The organism is Paenibacillus sp. RS8 (assembly GCF_041956825.1).
GTDB lineage: Bacteria > Bacillota > Bacilli > Paenibacillales > Paenibacillaceae > Paenibacillus_AQ.
Genome location: NZ_CP168131.1, coordinates 687,223 through 706,089 on the forward strand (window position 1 = coordinate 687,223; position 18,867 = coordinate 706,089).

Here is an 18,867-nt window from a genome sequence, read left to right on the forward strand (position 1 = left end):
CCCTGAACTGTACAACCACATCTTTCTCAACACCCCTATAATCTACGAATAACACATCACCATATAACTATATAGTTATATATAGTCTAAAAAAATCCACAAAATAATTTTAGTCGCAGCACGTTGCTTTAAGTTCTTTATTCAGAGCAGCCAATATTGATTCAGAACTAGGCATCTCTTGAAGAACAGCTCTAAGATGCGGTTTATCCTCTACATTTAACGAATAATGTACCCACTGTCCTCGTTTGCTTTCCCTTACGATCCCTCTACTCTTCAGTTTTCGTAAATGCTGACTAATCGCCGGCTGGGATATATCAAAAATATCAACAAATTCACACACGCACCATTCCCTTTCCTTCAGAAGAGAAAGCATAGCGAGACGTGTCTTATCTCCTAGTAGCTTCAAGTCATCAGCAATATTCGTAAGTGAATCCATTTCTTCTTCCCCTCCCTCCAATGCTTATATAAGCGAACGCTTATATTATAATGATCTAGATAGGAAGACGCAAGAATTTTATGTAATTGCTTCTCTTAATTGTTCTCAGAGTTTATATTTTGATTCAGTCCTTAACTATTCATATGACTTAATATTACGTGTAAATTTGTCAGATCATATTTATAAAAAAAGACCGACAGCTCTCTCGCGAGAGCTATCAGCCTTATCTATTTCTATGGACTTATTTAGCATGTGATTTAGGTTCTTGGGATGGTTACAATAAACTGAGTACCTTCTCCTACTTTGCTCTCTACATCAATATTACAATCATGTATTTTCAGAATCTTCATTACAATGGAAAGTCCTAGTCCATTCCCTTTAAGGGCACTGCTCCGCGCTTTTTCCACCATATAGAATCGATCAAAGATGAGCGGAAGTGCTTCCTCTGGAATCCCTCGTCCAGAATCTTTAATATATACCTTCACAAACAGCTCAGATACCTCGATTTCCACATGAATGGTACCCTCTGGTTCCGTATATTTAATAGCATTATTTATTAAATTCTGCCAGACCTGATCAAATAAATCTTTATCCACGGTAATCTCGCAAGGCAATAAATCCAATTCAATTGTAATATCCTTCTGCTCCCACTGCGGTTCCGCAAATACAATCGCTCTTCTTAATTGTTCGTCTAATTGGAAGGTGGTGGGATTCACCGGATGATGTTCCGAATCGAGTGACGCTAACCGGAGCAGATTATCACTAAGCCTAGAAAGGCGTAATGTTTCCTCATAAATAATATCCAAATGCTCCTTTTGCTCTTCCAGTGGAATGACACCGTCTTGCAGCGCTCTTGTAAAGCCTCTAATCGATGTAAGGGGTGACTGCATTTCATGGGAAACATTGCTGACAAAATCATCACGAACAGAGTCCATTTTCTGCAGCTCACTTGCCATACGATTAAAGCTTTCCATCAATTCACCTAACTCATCTTTATTACGATAAGTTAATCGGACAGATAAATTGCCTGACGCCATTTCCTTAGCTGCATCTGTCAGCTTGTTGATAGGCTTCACTATATACCTGGACATGAACAAGATAAGCAAGCTTCCAATGATTAGTACAGCTAAAAGTGTAGACAAGAGCGTAATTCTCAACCCTTTTACAATCGATGAAAAATCAAGCTTGATGATGAAAGCACCTTTCGCATCATCTATCTTAGGAATCCCTACGATAGCAAGTCCACTCTTGCCCGATAGAAAAACGGCATCGCTTGTGTTTGGTTTGAACAGGGTTGCGATTTGTTCCTTATTTAACGAAAATACAGCGTTGCTTGATTCATTAACGATCGCTATATCTATACCAAATCGATTAAGCAGGTCTGCAAACGCATCTACTTTTTCCGGATCATCGATTAAAGTTATCACCTTAGCTATATCTTTAGCTATATTAATGAACATATGGTTTGGGGTATTATTTTTTTCTGAAAACTGCGTAAAAAGAACAAAGGAAATAATTAAACTGACTAAAACAATACCAATAAAAGTAGCAACGATTCGAAGACGAAGGCTTTTTCTCAGCATCTAGGCTAGCTCCAAACGATATCCAAGTCCTCTTACCGTAGAAATAATTAGCTGCGGAATGGGTTCAAGACGTTCTCTCAAGCGTTTGATATGCACATCAACCGTCCTCTCATCGCCCTCATAATCCATTCCCCAGACATTTTCTATTAGCTGAGTCCGTGTGAAAATTTGCTTTGGCGAACCCGCCAAAGCAAATAACAATTCACATTCCTTCTTTTTTAATTCAACCGTTTGATCGGCATTAGTGACTGTTAAATTCCCTAGATCAATCGTTGCTCCCCCTAATTGAATAACATTCGAAGGGGTCACATGATATCTCTTCAATAATGATTTTACACGGAGAACCAATTCTATGGGATCAAACGGTTTTACTAAATAATCGTCTGACCCGGCATTAAATCCCCTTACTTTATCCTTAGACTCTCCTTTGGCTGTAACCATAAGGATTGGCATATCGATATAAGATCGAATATCTTCTGTCAGTTCAATACCATCGATATGCGGCATCATCACATCCACAATTGCTAAATCAATTTTCGTATGAGCTAGAATATCTAATGCCATTCGACCATCTTCCGCTTCCACTACGGAAAACTGATTTTTTTCAAGATATAATCGGATTAATTTTCGGATATGGGAATCATCATCAACCACTAGAATTGTGCTCATACATCAATGTTCCTTTCCAAAGTTGTATTTATTCGTATCTTAGAGATTCCATTGGATCGAGCTTGGCCGCCTTCGATGAAGGCATCAAACCAGCGATAATACTAATCCCTGTACTTACAACTAATCCGAATACGATATAAGATCCAGAGAGATTAATAAGCTTGACTCCGAAAGCATTTTCCAAGAAAATATTTAATCCATAGCTAATGACTGCTGCAAAGACTACCGCAATAATACCACTAAATATTCCCAATAATGCAGATTCGGAAAAGAATATTCGCTTGATATCTTTCTTTCTTGCCCCAATTGCACGAAGAATTCCAATTTCTTTAGTCCGTTCGACTACACTAATATAAAGCACAACCAAAATCATAATCCCTGATACGATGAGTGAAATCCCTGCAATACCAGACAGAACGATCGTAGCCATATCCACATAAGTCGTAATACGCTCCATGATTTTTGCTGTTTGGGAGCCCGAGAAGCCCGCATCAACAGCCGCTTTATTAATATCATTCACATATTTCATATCCGTTGCAAAAGCATTAACCTGAATCGGCCCAATGGTAATCCCTTTATCGGCATACATTTGCTCCAGTGTCTGTGTTGGAATATACCCTGTCGGTGACATTTGCGCTCTTGGATCAGTGGCTTCATAAACACCAGAGACAGTAACTTCTTTTTCCAACGTTATCGGTTTATGTTGAGCATCCATTTCAGTAATATACAGATGAATAGACTTCCCTACCATAGTATTCGGTTGGTCATTTCCGCTTAATTGGCTCGCTATTTTCGTTGGTAATAACATTTCATTTTCTTTTGGTAATGCCCCTGCTTTAATCGTCGCTTTATCAAACGTATCGTTTAAGGTGGTTAATTGTGTGAGACTACCCGTTTGATCACCAAAAACCGTAGTAGATTTGCCTGTAATGGTTGTAATGGTCTCCACATGATCTACATTTGGAAGGTTACGAATCGTTTCAACATCGGCCTTTGTAAACGAAACGCCTGGTAACATCATCGCTTCTGGACCTTTCATGTCCTTGGCTTCTGGATTCGGCTTAGTGATATCCACCAGTAAAGGGTCCATACTTGAATTAATTTCGTTATTAATATAGCTCGTGATCCCATTCCCTAAGGAAAGCATCAAAAGTACACTTAAAATCCCTATCGAACCGCCCAATGCTACCAATACATTACGTTTGGCGTTGAGCTTCATATTTTGAAGGGCCATTTTGAAAGAAGCCATTAAGCTGAGGTTTCGGGCTGAACCATCACCCCCATCGTAGGTAGCCATGGAACGTTCCTTCAAATGAATATCGTCTTTCACCAATCCCTCTTCAAGCTTAACGATACGGCTACCGTAATCAGCTACTTTTTGTGAGTGGGTCACAGTAATGACCAAAATCCCTCTTTTCGCAATGCTGTCCAACAAGACTAATATTTGATCACCTGTATCTTTATCCAGCGCACCCGTAGGTTCATCGGCCAAAATAATGTCTGGATTATTCGACAATGCACGTGCAATGGATACCCGTTGCTTCTGTCCACCGGACAGTTGATTCGGACGTTTTTTCAGATGATCCTTTAATCCTACCTCAGTCAAAATCTCTATAGCACGCTTATTCCGTTCCTTCTCACTCGTATTCGTCATCTGCATCGCAACCGTAACATTCTCCAATACTGATAAATGGGGGATCAGATTGAAGTTTTGAAATACGAAGCCGATATTATTCTTCCGATAATCATCCATTTCCTTTTCGGTCATCTTGCTCAGGTTCTTTCCGCGAACAAGGACATCGCCCTCATAATCAGAGTCCATTCCACCGATGGTATTCATCAGTGTGGACTTACCACAACCGGACTCACCGAGGATGGAGACAAATTCACCTGTCTCAAAGCTTAAGTTGACATCATGGAGTACTGGAACTTTTTCCTTACCATACAAAGTATACGATTTCTTAACATTCTTAACCTCTAATATGTTCATTTTGATTTCTTCCTCTCTTGGATCACGCACTTTTTCTCTTCCTTTGATGTTTCCAATCCTAACAAATTTATGTGAACTGAAAATGAACTGAAAACTTTCATGATTTCCACAAAAAAAGACAACCTTCATTAACTGAGGTTGTCTTGTCCGGATTATTAAGAACTTAATGAGTCAAATTATAAGCTAAACGGCCAATTTCTTTTCCTGCATAATAAACAATATCTATAATTAGTACCGTTACTATAACTTTCGAGAGCAGCGGATAATTTTTAAATAAGGGCATTATACTTTCCTCTATGAACTTCATTTATGTTCCTCTTTCATTTAAGCTAGCGCTCTTTTTCGTATTAATCTAATTTGACCTCTGTGATTGATTTCATCTTCGAATACATGAAACCACATGAAATAGCGATTCGCTGGTTTGTTATACCAGAACTCTTCTTCTACATCTAACCAGTCATCATTCACGGTTAAAAATAATTCGTAAGTCTTTCTCTTACTTCATTTAAACGGTCTAAATAATAACTAAGCTCATTTCCTTTAATAACCGATCGACCTTCATCCCCTAAGTTCAGTGCCGGTCCCCAGATTGTTAACTCTTCTTCGGATAAATCTCTTCCCTCAAACGTTGACACTTGATACGCATATTCCACGGCAGCGTAGTGTAATAATAATGCGCCAATAGAGTTACTCTCCGAATCCAATAAATAGTCTAGCTGATCAACACTTAAGTCCTTAACAGCCGCTAATGTTGTGTGTCTTGCATAATTCATCATAGATAAAAGACGACTAATTTGCGGTGAGTAACCAGGAATATCTGAGATAAGATAAATTCTGTTCATATCGATCATATTGGAATCTCTCCTTCATATCTTTGGAATTATAAATCCACATCCCTGAATGGTTCAGAAGCATTCATTACAGGTAATGACAAACAAGAAATCAAAGTGAGGTGCTTAACACCATGAATAAGACTAACAAAACTATGTATTGGGTCGTATGGATAATTGCTCTTATAGGAATTAATTGTTATGCCTTTCCACTGGCGATTTGGTCCACCTTTGCTGGAACAGAAGAAGCTAAATGGCTATGGATACTTATAGCCGTTGGAATTTATCTTCTATTAAACTTAGGAATCATTCAGATGTATATTGCCATCAAGCAAGACAAATTTCGGTTTGTATGGATAGGCTTGATCGTTGCCGTTGTTCAGTTTATTGCAATGATGATTCTAGGTGGCGAATTTGAAGGAGATATGCCTCTTCTTTTGGGGACCCTTGCCGTCTTCATCATTCTGATAATTGCTCAGCGATATGATAACCACACAGCAAGATATTAAAATTGCTCTGATCTAACAAGTCCCAGACGCTTTCCCTCCACGATTGCTTCGGATCTGGAATGTACACTCAGCTTCTCGAAGATTCTCGTCAAGTTATACTCCACAGTCCTTTGTGACATTAAGAGCTTGCTGGCTATGTCTTTATTGCTTTTTCCACTGGCTACTTCTTGGAGTATTTCTTGTTCCTTTTGATTAATAGATACCTCTTCAATGAGTTGAGTACCACGATTGTTAGTTATCTTAATATCATTTCTTCTTAGCTGCTTAAGTAAGGAAACTGGAATGACAGCCTCATTTCTTAATGCGCACCGAATGGTATTTAACAACTGCTCTCTGGAAGCTGTTTTAGAGATAAATCCCGTAACCCCCGACTCTATCAACAGGTTATAATGGGCACTGATTTCATATCCGGTGTAAATCACCACTTTAGATTCGGGATCACGCTGAACAGCCCTTTTAGTGAATTCAAGTCCGCTAATTGTAGGCATATTAAGATCGCATAAAATCACATCAAATTCTTGCTGCTCTAGCCTATCGAAAGCTTCCATCGCTGACAAAACAAAGGTTACCTCCATATCAGCATCCTGCTCAATCATATTCCTGGTTCCTTCTCCGACTGAAGGATGATCATCAACCAACAAGATACGTATCATCGCCATCGCCTCCTCTGTTCTTTTCTTCCGCGAAAGTCGTTGTCGGTAAATAAATAATGACCTCTAGCCCCTTACCCTTCTCAGAGTTAAACGTGCATTTTCCTTCTAAACTCGCTACACGCTCTTTGATACCAGACAAGCCCATATGCTGAAAGGATTCCTTAATATCCACGATATTCATGCCTACTCCATCATCCTTGTAACGGAAATAGAGATACTCTTTCTGATCAAGCTCAAGCTCAATCTGATTTGCCTTAGCGTGCTTCGCGGCATTCCGTAAAAGCTCCTGTACAATTCGATAAATGGTGATCACTAGTTCGTCATCCAGCTCGCCTATCGGACTTGAAGTAAAGGTAATAGTATAATTGGACTGTAACTGAGCATACTCAAACAAAATCTCCAGCGCCTTCACAATTCCAGCTTCTCTAAGAAGCGGAGGACGCAGTTCATTGCAAGTCTCCCGAATCTGATAGATGACATCCAAAAGCCCTTCTTTAATCTGAAGCAGCTCCGGTAAGATTTCCGTTGAAATGTCGTGATCGGAGATCAGTGTTTCCAGCCTACGAAGCCAAATAAGCTGATCCTGAAGTGCAGAATCATGTAAATCCGCCGCCAACTTTCTACGTTCATTCTCTGATAAGTTAAAAATCAGGCGCAAAACCCATGGGGTCCCATGGTGTTCTTTTTTCATTTCAGCTTCAAGGTCTTCAATTAGGCCTTCAATCAGATATAAATTTTCATAGACGATGCTTGCATAGTTTGCGATGGTACTTAACCAATTTATCTCTTCTCTGTTAAACTTGATATGATTCTTCTTATGATCGATCCATAAGAGATGAACACTCTTTTTATGACGGCCTATCACTAGTAGGATCCCTTGCTGGAGTTGAATCACCTCACCTACTTTAAGAACAGGAGATTGTGATACAAAATGCAAATGGATTTCTTGGCCTGAATCGTCCACAAGTGGATGAAGAGTACGCAAATTCTCAGCCTCATCTATCTCAAAAAAAGCTGACCGATTCACCGGCAGAATCTCATTGATCTCCTTGTTGAGTGCAGCTTCCAAATCAGATATCTTCATAACCTTTGAGATTTGCTGAGAGAATCGTTCCAAACTTCCTTGATAATGGTGAAGTTCACGGAACAGCTTAGGCCGGAAATAACAATCTATTTTCTCCTTGAAGAATAAGAAGGTCGTAATCGATAAATATACTACCAAAAACATCTGCACCCATTTGATCCAATCATATTCCGGTCTACTCTGAATGATCGCAAGCACTGCCACAATCATTAGCGCCGGAATAAAAGCAATGAAAAGATCATATTTAAATCGACTAAAAGCAAAATCAATATCAAAAAGCTGTTTAGCAGTGAGCAGATAAAAATAGGTAACCGGCATTAAAAACAAGAAAATCGTAGTGATTTCGTAAGGAATCAAATCGACCCCAAAAACTATCGGCACCGCTGATAAAAGAATAAAAGGTGTAAAGGAAAGGATCTGTCCGGTGAGCATAATTTTAAACATCGATTTAAGTGCACTGCTCTTATAATTGATGTATAAATAGAGCAGCTTAAATATGCTGTATAGGATGCCAACTACAAAGAAACCGATAACAATCAGACGTATCAAGGAATATAAGGACCTATCCCAGGAGTAAATAACTAAACTTAAGGTTGCCAGCATCCCTAACAAAATGACGAACCCATAAAAAATCTTAATTAGAAAAGTCGAAAGAAATAGAACATTAAATCGTTTCAGATGCACTTGGAGAAAATGGATAAACACCAGCGGGATTAAAGGTAACAGGCAACTCATAGTAATTCTAGCGATGAGGTCTGATCTGCTTGAGGCATATCCCGCAAAGTACGTTACGCCCACCAATAAAAAGAACAAAATTAGTAGTTCTGCTGCGCGTTCTCCACTTTTTCTACGGTATAAAAGAAGACTCAACACGGCCAAAAAAACAAAGGTCGCTCCAGGAACTACAAGCTGAGTAAACGTATGATATACGGAGGATTTATTCTTGATATCATAATGTTCTGCCACCAGAGCACCCTCTCTAGAAATACGGAGGAGGTCAATGGAATGAACTTGCGTCAGATTTCCATATCTCACGGGTCCATCCACTTTCTCAATCGGTGTTCCATTAACCGCTACTATGATATCTCCTTCTCGCAGATTCTGTTTATAACCTTCACTGGAAGCATCAATCTCTGCGATAAAATATTGTCCTTGTTCATTCTGCGCCAAGCCGACTTCAAGTAAGAGGTTGGAGTGAATGATCCCCACAAAATGAATGATAAGAAACGCAAAAATACAAAGTGATCCTGATATGTAAACATAACGGAGCTTCACTCTCATTTGAATCCCCCGGAACAACAAAATTATACATATTTGTAATCCAATCCGTGTATTCTCTACCATTTTAAATGAATTCAACAGGGAATAATATACTTTTATGCATGATATTCCTTCATTTATAGACGAACGCGCAAAGCTATTGCCCTAAACTGATCGACTGCCGTTTTATCTTGAGGTTTCGATTCAGCATCCAGATGGCCACAGCGCCATATAAAATCACTGGGACCCAACCACTCTCTCCAGCTACATACTCCAGCATCGGTGATGAACTGGAAGTAATATTGCGCAACACACTATCCACCGCATTATTAGCTCCATGCAAAAGCACTGCCGGCCATATGCTGCCAGAGGTCAGACGCAGTTCATTAATAATGATTCCCGCAAATACAACGGATAAGGTGAACAGGGTCAACACAAGCCAGCGGTTTCCTGAAGAATGATAGGCCCGCGGGCCAAGAATCGCCGGATAATGCCATATCGCCCAGATTAAGCCCATTGTTATACTGGAACTAACTCTTCCCATCCATTGAAAGCGCGGGAGCAGCCAGCCTCTCCAGCCTATTTCTTCACCCAAAGCGGATAGCGAACCCAGAACAATATAAACGATCAAATATATAGCAGTCTTGATCCATGAATCTGGAGGCACCAAGCTTGATGCCCATCCTGTCCAATAGACAGCATATCCCGCTCCCAGTGAAATTACAGGAATGACTAAAGCCAATACGTATTCTTTCCCTCCTCTAAATTTGAAGCCTAATCTCCTCCATCCCTCAGCATGATAACCGTCTCGCACAATCAAAAACATCATGAGACATACTGCCAGTAACGGAGTGAATCCGTACAAACCTTGTGCTGATTCTGGGAGTAGCAGCATTCCAAGCGCCATTGCCCACACGATAAAAATAAATAGAAGAGATTGTTTCTTGTCCGAGAGCAATACTCTCACCTCACTTTTTTCGTTTTATAGCTTCCTATTTTTCCTATATAATCCAATTCTACAACGACAGTCAGGACCTATCACCGAAAACAACTGCCGTTAAAACCACAAATATATTGCGGTGGTACGTGTGTGTACCGCAATATAAAGACTTTTGCACTTCACAAAAAAAGTCGATTAGCGCTCCTGGATCCGTAGCAACCAAGGGCTGGCATAAAATTCAAACTACCTTCTCATACTATGGGGAGAATATGGAGGTGAATGTCATACCTAAAAATAATGCCAGTCCCAAAGGTGAACCGGGAAAACATCAACCGAGTAAGAAAAACAACGCACAGAATAACAATAATTTTAATGAAGCGGCTCAGATGGTAAACATCGATAAAGCTGCCGATTACGTCCCCAGCTTAAACGGTGTCTCTAAAACAGACGTCTAAAGTGCATTGCTAAACCAAAAAAACACTCCTCAGAATATTCTGAAGGAGTGTTTCAATTCAAAGATTATATGCGATACGTTAAGCCTACCACACCGTTGCTGTAAGCTTTTGAGTCCACAAGCTGAAGAGGAACCAGATTCGTGATTTCGTCAAAAAGCCGCATTCCAGAGCCAACGACTACGGGACAAATATTAAGCCTAAGCTCATCTAGCAGTCCATTCATCAATAGGGATCGAACTAATCTCGGACTGCCAGGAATCTGAATGTTCTTTCCAGGCTGTTGCTTTAGCTTCGTAATTTCCTCGAAGAGCTTCCCCTTAATCAACGTCGCAGGTTGCCATTTGAGCTTATCCTCCGTAATTGTACTTGAGACCAGATATTTAGCAGAACGGTTCAGAAATCTTGCCATAGGCAGATCGTCACTCTGATGCTGCCAGAACTGGGCTAGCATTCTGTAAGTACGTGGTCCAAGCAGTACAGTGTCCGCCTGAGCGACACCTGCAGCAATCGTCTCGTTCATTTCAGTACTCCCCCACTTCTTAGGTGAGGCTTCAAGCGAGTCTACCACTCCATCCAGCGACATGAATAATCCTGCCACGATCTTTCTAGTTGAAGCTTCTGCATCTTGTACATAATGTTCTACGGACACACTCATCGCTCCCTGTATCAGGAATGGAGACTTAATAAATCAATCAGCAACTTGCTTGTTCACTTCAATTTTTCTAACTCAACGGTCACTTTTTCAATCAGACTCACGAAAGATACCAGTTCTTGAGAGCCCTTCACCTGATCTCTGGAATACATAGAATTGTGTTCCGACTCTTTTTTCACCTTGGACAGTGTGGAGTTGATATTATTCAGCTTCTCATCAATCGTACCTACTGAATCTTTAGAGCGACGCGCTAACTTTCTTACTTCATTCGCAACAACTTCAAAGCCTCTTCCATGCTCCCCTGCTCTTGCCGCTTCAATCGCCGCGTTTAAGCCCAAAAGATGCGTATGATCAGCCACTTCTCTAATCATTGTACCCACTTGATGAATAGACTCTACCTCTTTGTCGAGATATAACACAGTTTGATGTGTTTTCTCTTGATAATCAGCATTCTTACTAGCTAATTCCTCTATAGATTCACTGCTGTCTTTTAGTTGAACCATTAAGGATACTAATTCTTGAACCGCAGAACTAACCCCTGTAAGCAAGTGGTTTTGCTTTTCCAATAAATTTTCTATTTTCGCTTTTTCATCGACTTCGTAGGCTTCAAGAACCAACTGAGAATCCAGATTAAACATCTTAGTTAATGCATGAATGACGGGTTTCCACTCGGTCGGTAATATCCGTTCAAAATAAGCTGTAGCGAGATCCAAATATAATATGTAAGTGCCCAAATACCAATTCGTTGTCAGACCAATACGCGAGTGAATTTTACCAATAAGCAGGCGTCTTTCAATAAATGCTTCATCAATCACACCCGATGCCATGGATAAAAAATACCACTGTTGCGTTTCCTTCAATCGATCAAGTGTACTGTGCTGTTCAATGATGTGGAGTAGCTCAGGCTCCTCAATCATCTGTTTATACAATTCATCTACAAGCGAGCTAACGATTTGCTTGAATTCTTTTTCCTTACTTTTCAATACATTTAAATCAGCCTCAGTAATCCCAATATAGCTAACTTGCTGTTGTCGCTCTGAACTAAGATTGATCATAATTTGGTCAACTTCCCTCTCATACTGTTTATATAATGATCATCGCATCTTCCATGCCATCCCCTATGGCATCTATTTATCTTGATAATAAAGGTATTATTTTAATAAATTTTAACACTATATTTACTTAAATAGTTTATTAATTTTACAAACTTTGCATTTCGCAGCATTATTCTTAGATCACACTAAAAAGAGGAGCTCCTATAAAGGAAGCCCCTCTTAAAATTATAATTTTACTATACTGCAACAACTTGTTGCATCGATTCTAATGTCATCCTGTCAATAAACTTTCTGAATTTCTCTTTCCCTTTGGCGTTGGCCTTATAGTAGTTAATCAATGACAAAATCAGTGGAATGAGTTGATCCTCAGTCAGCCCTGATCTAAAGGATTGTGCGATTGAAGTCTTAAGCCCCTTAGGTTCTCCTCCAACAAAAACCTCATAAGTATTACGCATTTTCACAACGCTGATATCTTTCAACAAGGGTTCACTTGTTCCGAGTGCACAGCCCGCATAACCAATCTTCAGTGGCAAAGGTGTTTCAATCCCTGCTATAGACTGATTTAATTTCTGTGCAACTGCCAGCCCCGCATCCTCGGCCCCTCTGCAAAAATTACAGGCAATCAGGCTTTTCGTGACAAATCCCGCTGGATATACTTCCAATCCTGTACGCTCAAGTTGTTCCACTATCTCTTCTCGTTTCTCCAGAGGCACCTCCAAATAAAGCTGTTTAAAAGGTGTCATTTCAATTTTCGCATTCTTCCCTACAATAGCCCCAATTGTAGCCAGCTGCTCTGGTGTAAACAGGCTTCCCCCCACTTGAATTGGCGGCGCAACTGCTATTTTCGTTATCTCTCCCATACTTATCCCCGTCTCCATTCCTCTAGCCATTTAGTTACGGATCTTCACACGTTGCAGACGAAGTGCATTAAGAACAACGGAAACCGAGCTGAGAGCCATTGCCGCCCCCGCTACCCATGGAGCTAAGAAACCCAGTGCTGCAATCGGAATGCCAAGTGAGTTGTAACCAAGTGCCCAGAATAGATTTTGTTTAATATTAGTCATCGTTTTACGGCTCATGTAGATAGCATCTGGAATACTGGATAAATCGCCACGCATTAAAGTAACATCCGCAGCTTCCATAGCCACATCCGTACCGGTACCGATTGCCATCCCAATATCTGCAGTAGCAAGAGCAGGAGCATCGTTAATGCCGTCCCCAACCATGGCTACTATTTTTCCTTCCGCTTGTAATTTTTTCACTTCCTCCGCTTTTCCTTCTGGAAGCACTTCAGCGCGTACATGATCAATGCCAACTTGGGCTGCGATCGCCTTTGCTGTACGTTCGTTATCACCGGTGATCATGATGACCTGGATTCCCATTCCTTTCAAGCGACTGACAGCAGCCTGAGAGGTTTCTTTAATCGTATCCGCTACAGCTACCATACCCACGTACCCTTTATTTATAGCAACAAGCATTGCTGTTTTACCGGATTCTTCTAAGGTAGACATGATGTTATAGGCATGACTTGCCTCTACTCCGTATTGGTCCATGAGACGCCGAGTACCAATTAACAGCTCTTTACCTTCCACGACAGCCTTGATCCCAAACCCCGGAATGGCTTCAAAAGATTCGGTCCCTGGCAATTCAATATTTTTATCCAAGATGCCTGCGACAATAGCTTCTGCAAGTGGATGTTCTGAATTCTTCTCCGCTGCACCCACCAGTCTAAGAAATTCTGTCTCATCACCTTCAACCAAAATATCGGTAAGCTCAGGTTTGCCCTTTGTTACTGTACCTGTTTTATCTAAGATGATCGTGTCAATTTTATGCGTTTGCTCTAAATGTTCTCCGCCTTTAAACAGGATTCCCCATTCAGCTGCACGTCCGGAACCAGCCATAATGGAGGTTGGCGTAGCCAGACCTAAAGCACAAGGACATGCGATAACCAGAATGGCGATTGCTTTTTCCAAGGCTCCTGCAAAATCACCCGGTGTTACGAAGAAGTACCACACTAAGAATGCAATAACTGCAATCCCGACAACGATAGGAACAAAAATACCGGAAATGACGTCAGCGACCCGTTGAATAGGGGCTTTCGAACCCTGCGCTTCTTCAACCACTTTAATAATCTGTGCAAGAGCAGTTTCTTTACCTACTTTGGTTGCTCTGATTCGAAGCATTCCCATCTTATTAATTGTCGCTCCAATGACGGAATCTCCGGCTTTCTTTTCAACAGGAAGGCTTTCGCCTGTCAACATGGACTCATCTACCGACGAGATCCCTTCCAGAACTTCACCATCCACAGGGACTTTATTCCCTGGACGAACAAGGACTATATCACCTGCAATAACTTCCTCTACAGGAATACTTAATTCTTCACCATCGCGGACAACCAAAGCCGTCTTAGCTTGCAGTCCCATCAAGGATTTAATCGCTTCCGATGTCCGTCCTTTTGCCAAGGATTCGAACAATTTCCCCATTAGAACGAGAGTAATCAATACTGCACTTGTTTCATAATACATTTCTGGTCCATGATGCGCGCTCCCACCATCAACAGCCCAAACTATGGTTAGGTACAAGCTGTAAAAAAAGGCTGCTGAGGTCCCCAGTGAAACCAGTACATCCATATTCGCACTGCCGTTACGTAGAGCTTTGTAGGCACCGATGTAAAACTGTTTACCAATATAAAATTGAACCGGTGTTGCCAAAACCAATTGGAACCATGGATTCATAAAAAGATCGGGCAGCCATATCCACGAAGTGAACGAAAAGTGGCTCACCATCGCCCACAGTAGTGGAAACGATAGAATTGCGGAGATCAGAAGCTTACGTTTTTGCTTGGATAAATCTTGTTGTCGCTGCTCTGAGGGGTCACCTTGCTCCTGTTTGGGAACAGCTTTGTATCCAAGCTTCTCTACCCGCTTCTGCATATCAGATACAGAAACTTCAACGGGGTTATATTCGACATGGGCTGTTTCCATCGCAAAGTTCACATTAGCCGTGCTTACGCCTGGTAGCTTATTCAGAGTCTTTTCAATTTTCAGCGCACAAGCGGCACATGTCATACCTACAAGCTGTAAATCCACAGCTTCTTTAGCCGTGCTATACCCAAGCTTCTGAATACTTGCTTCCATCTTAATTACGTCCACTATGTTCGGATCATAAGTCACTGTAGCCCTCTCCATTGCGAAGTTTACGTTGGCTTCACTTACACCTTCAAGTTTATTCAAGCCTTTTTCTATACGGTTTGCACATGCTGCACAAGTCATCCCTGTGATCTGAAGTGACGTTTGTGATTGCCCCGCCCCAGTAGTAGCCATTATATAAACACCTCTTCCACTTTTGTGATGATTTTCATGGTTTGTATCATCTTCTTCTTGATGTTAGTATACCCCCCTACCCTATATTATGTCAAGCAACAAGCTCTACTGCAAATACCTAAAAAGGAGCATTCTCAGTAACAGAAATCCTGTTTCTGAGAACACTCCCTTTTTTCATTCGTCTGATTTGAAGCACTCTCTACTAGGTTAAGCGGCCATTTCACGACAAACTCTTGCACAGGCAAAACATGCTTCTGCACATTGCTGGCAATGCTCGTGGTCATGTCTTTTACATTCGTTTCCACAGTCTTCACAAGCCTCTGCACAAGCTAAACATAGGGCTTTAACATATTTACTATTCATCGACATGGCATGCGCCGTGAATCCGCATATCTCTGCACATTCACGATCAAGACGAATGCACTCCTTCATCATGGCAACATGGTCTTCCTCCAAGCAAGATGAGTAACAGTGATTACAAGCAACCATACATTTTAAACACTCTTCAATACACGCTTTATAATCTTGATGTGACATCGTATAAGCTCCTCTCAAGATGTAATTTAGGATAGTCCCCTACTCTATATATACCCAATCTTGAGCTAACTTATCATGCTCTGAGAAATTGCCGGATGATGATTATATAAAGTCCTGAGCCTTAGACAAGAAGCTGCTTCTCAATTTCTTGACGATTGAACACAAATCCGAAGAATACCTGATTGTTAATGAAAATGGTAGGAACCAGCCTTTTTCCTGTTCGATTAAATAGTGTATCTGCGTGCTCAGGATGATCTGCAATATTAAATTCAGTAAATGGAATACGATGCTCACTTAAGAACTTTTTAAAACTTCTGCAATCCTCACAGGTCGGTGTTGTAAATACCTCTACATTCATATGGATCTCCTTCCTTCAGTATATTTTCTAATATTGTTAGTATACCCCCCTATACTATATTTGAATCTAACAAAAAAGGATTCACCAACGAATCCTTTCTATTATCCATTATTTAATTAATTTATTGATGGTAATTAATAACTCGTCTAACACTTCATTTTCACCATCTTGGATTCGTTCCACGACACAGCTCTTCATATGATGTTCTAACAAAAGCTTTCCTACGCCGTTCAAAGCAGATTGGACCGAAGAGATTTGATGCAGCACATCATCACAATAGGTGTCCTTTTCAATCAATCCTTTTAGCCCTCTTACTTGTCCTTCAATTCTATTGAGACGGCTAACCAGGTTCTTTTTAGTCTTCTCAGAGTGATGACTTTTTCGTTCACCCGTGCTACATGATTCGTGCTCATGCGTATGATCTTCCATGCACCAATCACTCCTTTCCATATAGTTTTATTATACTATAGCCCTCCTATTCTATTCAAAATATAAAATACCGTTTAGACTTTCATCACTTCATGGAATATCACCGATGTCTCAATTTGAATAGTAGTATGCTGGATTTTGAAGCGTTCCGCTATTAACTGAATAGCTTGCTGTAAAATACGTTGATCATCCTCCTGATCATTAATTAAGAGATGACAGCTTAGTGAATCAAGGCCGGAGGTAATCGTCCAAATATGAAGATCATGAACATTTATAACGCCTTCGATATTTTCTAGAACTGCCTTCACCTCAGATGGATTCACTGTAATCGGAGTACCTTCCATAAGAACATGAACGGTATGTTTGATGATTCCCCAAGCGCCTCTAAGAATTAACAGAGCAACTAGTACGCTTATAATCGGGTCGGCAATATACCAACCGAAAATCATCATGACTAAACCTGCGATAATAGCCCCTACGGAGCCTAATGCATCGCCAAGCACATGAAGATAAGCACTGCGAAGGTTAATGTTATTCTTTACATCCCCTTTTCTCATAAGAGACCAAGCACTAGCAACATTGGCTAAAAGACCTATACATGCGATCAGCATCATAGAACCACTTGCAACCGTAGGCGGCTCGAAGAATCGGCCATAAGCTTCCACGATGATAAAACCAGCAACTACAAATAAGGTGACCCCATTCAATAGTGCCGCTAGAATTTCAAACCGATGAAATCCATATGTTTTATTAGGAGAGGCAGGTTTAGTTGCAAACCAGACCGCTACTAAGCTTAATGCTAAGGAGCTTGCATCGTTTAGCATATGCCCACTGTCCGATAGCAGCGCTAAGCTGTTAGTGACCAGTCCGCCAAAAAACTCCAAAAACATAATTCCTACTGTAATTATTAATGCAATCATTAGTCCTTTTTTGTTTCCGCTAGGATCAAAATGATGATGACCGTGAGGTCCATGGGAATGATTGTGATCGCTGTGATCGTGATCGGAGTGTTGCCCGTCTACATGCTCAATCTGATGATTGTGATTATTCTTCTTGTTCTTCATGATTTACCTCCTATTTACCTTCAGCAAAATATTATTTGTATGCGCGCGCAGTGGTATTCAAAAGCTCCAGATCATAATAACATATGAACAAGTGCTCATATGTTATTATGATCTGGATTTTTCTTCTTGTCAATAATTAACCTAAGGGGTATAGTCTCTTAAATCTTGAAAACGCAAAAAAACATCTCTATACAATTTCTGTATAAAGATGTTGTAGTTTATCTTTCACTTCTTAATCTTAAAGGGAAATCGCTGCTTCTAATGCAACTTCCATCATGCTGTTGAAAGAATTTTGTCTTTCTTCTGCCGTGGTTACTGCATGGGTAACTAATGAATCCGAAATGGTAAGAATACATGCTGCTTGTTTACCTAATACTTTCGCATTATGGAACAGTGCATAGCTCTCCATTTCTACACATACACAACCATGCTCATTGTAAAATTCATTGTGGCCTGGCACGTTGTCTTCATGATAGAACACATCGCTGGAATGAATTCTTGCAGTCAAAAGTGGCTTATTAATGCGTTTTGCTGCTGCTTCAATGATCTCATTCAATTCTTTACTTGGCAGTTGCACGTCTCCTTCTACACCACTTTGCACATAGGCGTATGTAGATTCACTCCAAGCACTATCCGCCAGCACTACGTCAAATAAGTTCAATTTATCTGTGTAGGCACCTGCACTACCGATGCGGATGATGTTCTCCACACCATAGTTTTTGTATAGTTCATAAGAATAAATACCGATACTTGGCATTCCCATTCCCGAACCCATTACTGACACTTCTTTACCTTTGTAAGTACCTGTATATCCAAACATATTCCGTACCGTATTAAATTGGGTTGGGTTCTCCAAATAGGTTTCTGCGATATACTTCGCTCTTAACGGATCTCCTGGCATTAATACTGTTTTGGCGATTTCACCATTCTGTGCTGCATTGTGCGGTGTTGACATGATTTATTCCTCCTAAGTTTGTTACTCCACTACTATCTTACTATACCATCCATGAATTTAAATATACGTTTAAAATATTCTTTTG

At 40.5% G+C, this 18,867-nt stretch carries 18 protein-coding genes and 1 pseudogene; 2 read left to right on the plus strand and 17 right to left on the minus strand.

What is annotated here, in order from left to right; all coding sequences use genetic code 11:
• Nucleotides 1–109: 109 nt before the first annotated feature.
• From ACDZ28_RS04290 to ACDZ28_RS04310, 5 genes and pseudogenes are all read right to left on the minus strand, one after another.
• Nucleotides 110–436 carry a metalloregulator ArsR/SmtB family transcription factor gene (locus ACDZ28_RS04290; protein WP_042131110.1) on the minus strand — a complete coding sequence of 109 codons (327 nt, stop codon included), beginning with the start codon at nucleotides 434–436 and terminating at the stop codon, nucleotides 110–112.
• Nucleotides 437–693: 257 nt separating this feature from the next.
• On the minus strand, nucleotides 694–2,019 hold the full coding sequence (locus ACDZ28_RS04295) for a sensor histidine kinase (RefSeq protein WP_375104103.1): 1,326 nt from the start codon (nucleotides 2,017–2,019) through the stop codon (nucleotides 694–696).
• Entirely contained in the window at nucleotides 2,020–2,688 is a 669-nt protein-coding gene (locus ACDZ28_RS04300) for a response regulator transcription factor (RefSeq protein WP_042131111.1), read from the minus strand.
• 28 nt (nucleotides 2,689–2,716) lie between these two features.
• Nucleotides 2,717–4,708 carry an ATP-binding cassette domain-containing protein gene (locus ACDZ28_RS04305; protein ID WP_375104104.1) on the minus strand — a complete coding sequence of 664 codons (1,992 nt, stop codon included), beginning with the start codon at nucleotides 4,706–4,708 and terminating at the stop codon, nucleotides 2,717–2,719.
• A 294-nt stretch (nucleotides 4,709–5,002) separates the two neighbouring features.
• Nucleotides 5,003–5,529 (minus strand): annotated as a pseudogene (locus tag ACDZ28_RS04310) (DinB family protein).
• Nucleotides 5,530–5,642: 113 nt separating this feature from the next.
• Between ACDZ28_RS04310 and ACDZ28_RS04315 the strand changes: the two are divergent.
• Entirely contained in the window at nucleotides 5,643–6,017 is a 375-nt protein-coding gene (locus ACDZ28_RS04315; RefSeq protein WP_042131112.1) for a hypothetical protein, read from the plus strand.
• Here the strand turns inward: ACDZ28_RS04315 and ACDZ28_RS04320 are convergent.
• From ACDZ28_RS04320 to ACDZ28_RS04330, 3 genes are all read right to left on the minus strand, one after another.
• Complete coding sequence (locus tag ACDZ28_RS04320; RefSeq protein ID WP_042131113.1) at nucleotides 6,014–6,670, minus strand: response regulator transcription factor; 657 nt, start codon at nucleotides 6,668–6,670, stop codon at nucleotides 6,014–6,016. The genes ACDZ28_RS04315 and ACDZ28_RS04320 overlap by 4 nt on opposite strands.
• Nucleotides 6,648–9,035, minus strand: coding sequence for an ATP-binding protein (locus tag ACDZ28_RS04325; RefSeq protein WP_375104105.1), 2,388 nt, complete (start codon nucleotides 9,033–9,035; stop codon nucleotides 6,648–6,650). Before ACDZ28_RS04325 ends, ACDZ28_RS04320 begins: the two co-directional genes overlap by 23 nt.
• Before the next feature lie 136 nt (nucleotides 9,036–9,171).
• On the minus strand, nucleotides 9,172–9,981 hold the full coding sequence (locus ACDZ28_RS04330; protein ID WP_156114877.1) for a CPBP family intramembrane glutamic endopeptidase: 810 nt from the start codon (nucleotides 9,979–9,981) through the stop codon (nucleotides 9,172–9,174).
• 248 nt (nucleotides 9,982–10,229) lie between these two features.
• Between ACDZ28_RS04330 and ACDZ28_RS04335 the strand changes: the two genes are divergently transcribed.
• Complete coding sequence (locus tag ACDZ28_RS04335; protein ID WP_076120322.1) at nucleotides 10,230–10,409, plus strand: hypothetical protein; 180 nt, start codon at nucleotides 10,230–10,232, stop codon at nucleotides 10,407–10,409.
• 64 nt (nucleotides 10,410–10,473) lie between these two features.
• Here ACDZ28_RS04335 and ACDZ28_RS04340 read toward each other — a convergent pair whose 3' ends face one another.
• The 9 genes from ACDZ28_RS04340 to deoD all read right to left on the minus strand — a co-directional run bounded on the left by ACDZ28_RS04340 (nucleotide 10,474) and on the right by deoD (nucleotide 18,782).
• Nucleotides 10,474–11,058, minus strand: coding sequence for a dihydrofolate reductase family protein (locus ACDZ28_RS04340; RefSeq protein WP_197069716.1), 585 nt, complete (start codon nucleotides 11,056–11,058; stop codon nucleotides 10,474–10,476).
• A gap of 59 nt (nucleotides 11,059–11,117) precedes the next feature.
• Nucleotides 11,118–12,116, minus strand: coding sequence for a globin-coupled sensor protein (locus ACDZ28_RS04345; RefSeq protein WP_042131118.1), 999 nt, complete (start codon nucleotides 12,114–12,116; stop codon nucleotides 11,118–11,120).
• A gap of 236 nt (nucleotides 12,117–12,352) precedes the next feature.
• Nucleotides 12,353–12,976: a nitrite reductase gene (locus ACDZ28_RS04350; RefSeq protein ID WP_076120964.1), complete on the minus strand. Its 624-nt coding sequence runs from the start codon at nucleotides 12,974–12,976 to the stop codon at nucleotides 12,353–12,355.
• A gap of 30 nt (nucleotides 12,977–13,006) precedes the next feature.
• Nucleotides 13,007–15,439 (minus strand): heavy metal translocating P-type ATPase, encoded by a 2,433-nt coding sequence (locus tag ACDZ28_RS04355; RefSeq protein WP_375104106.1) that lies wholly within the window; start codon nucleotides 15,437–15,439, stop codon nucleotides 13,007–13,009.
• Nucleotides 15,440–15,646: 207 nt separating this feature from the next.
• A complete protein-coding gene (locus ACDZ28_RS04360) occupies nucleotides 15,647–15,976 on the minus strand; it encodes a four-helix bundle copper-binding protein (RefSeq protein WP_076120966.1) in 330 nt (109 codons plus the stop codon).
• A 121-nt stretch (nucleotides 15,977–16,097) separates the two neighbouring features.
• The gene (locus ACDZ28_RS04365; RefSeq protein ID WP_076120967.1) at nucleotides 16,098–16,334 is read right to left on the minus strand and encodes a glutaredoxin family protein; all 237 of its coding nucleotides are present in this window, start codon (nucleotides 16,332–16,334) and stop codon (nucleotides 16,098–16,100) included.
• A gap of 108 nt (nucleotides 16,335–16,442) precedes the next feature.
• Nucleotides 16,443–16,763, minus strand: coding sequence for a metal-sensitive transcriptional regulator (locus ACDZ28_RS04370; RefSeq protein WP_042131123.1), 321 nt, complete (start codon nucleotides 16,761–16,763; stop codon nucleotides 16,443–16,445).
• Nucleotides 16,764–16,837: 74 nt separating this feature from the next.
• On the minus strand, nucleotides 16,838–17,827 hold the full coding sequence (locus tag ACDZ28_RS04375) for a cation diffusion facilitator family transporter (protein ID WP_081390023.1): 990 nt from the start codon (nucleotides 17,825–17,827) through the stop codon (nucleotides 16,838–16,840).
• Between the two features lie 238 nt (nucleotides 17,828–18,065).
• Nucleotides 18,066–18,782: a purine-nucleoside phosphorylase gene (gene deoD, locus ACDZ28_RS04380; RefSeq protein WP_042131124.1), complete on the minus strand. Its 717-nt coding sequence runs from the start codon at nucleotides 18,780–18,782 to the stop codon at nucleotides 18,066–18,068.
• Nucleotides 18,783–18,867: the final 85 nt, after the last annotated feature.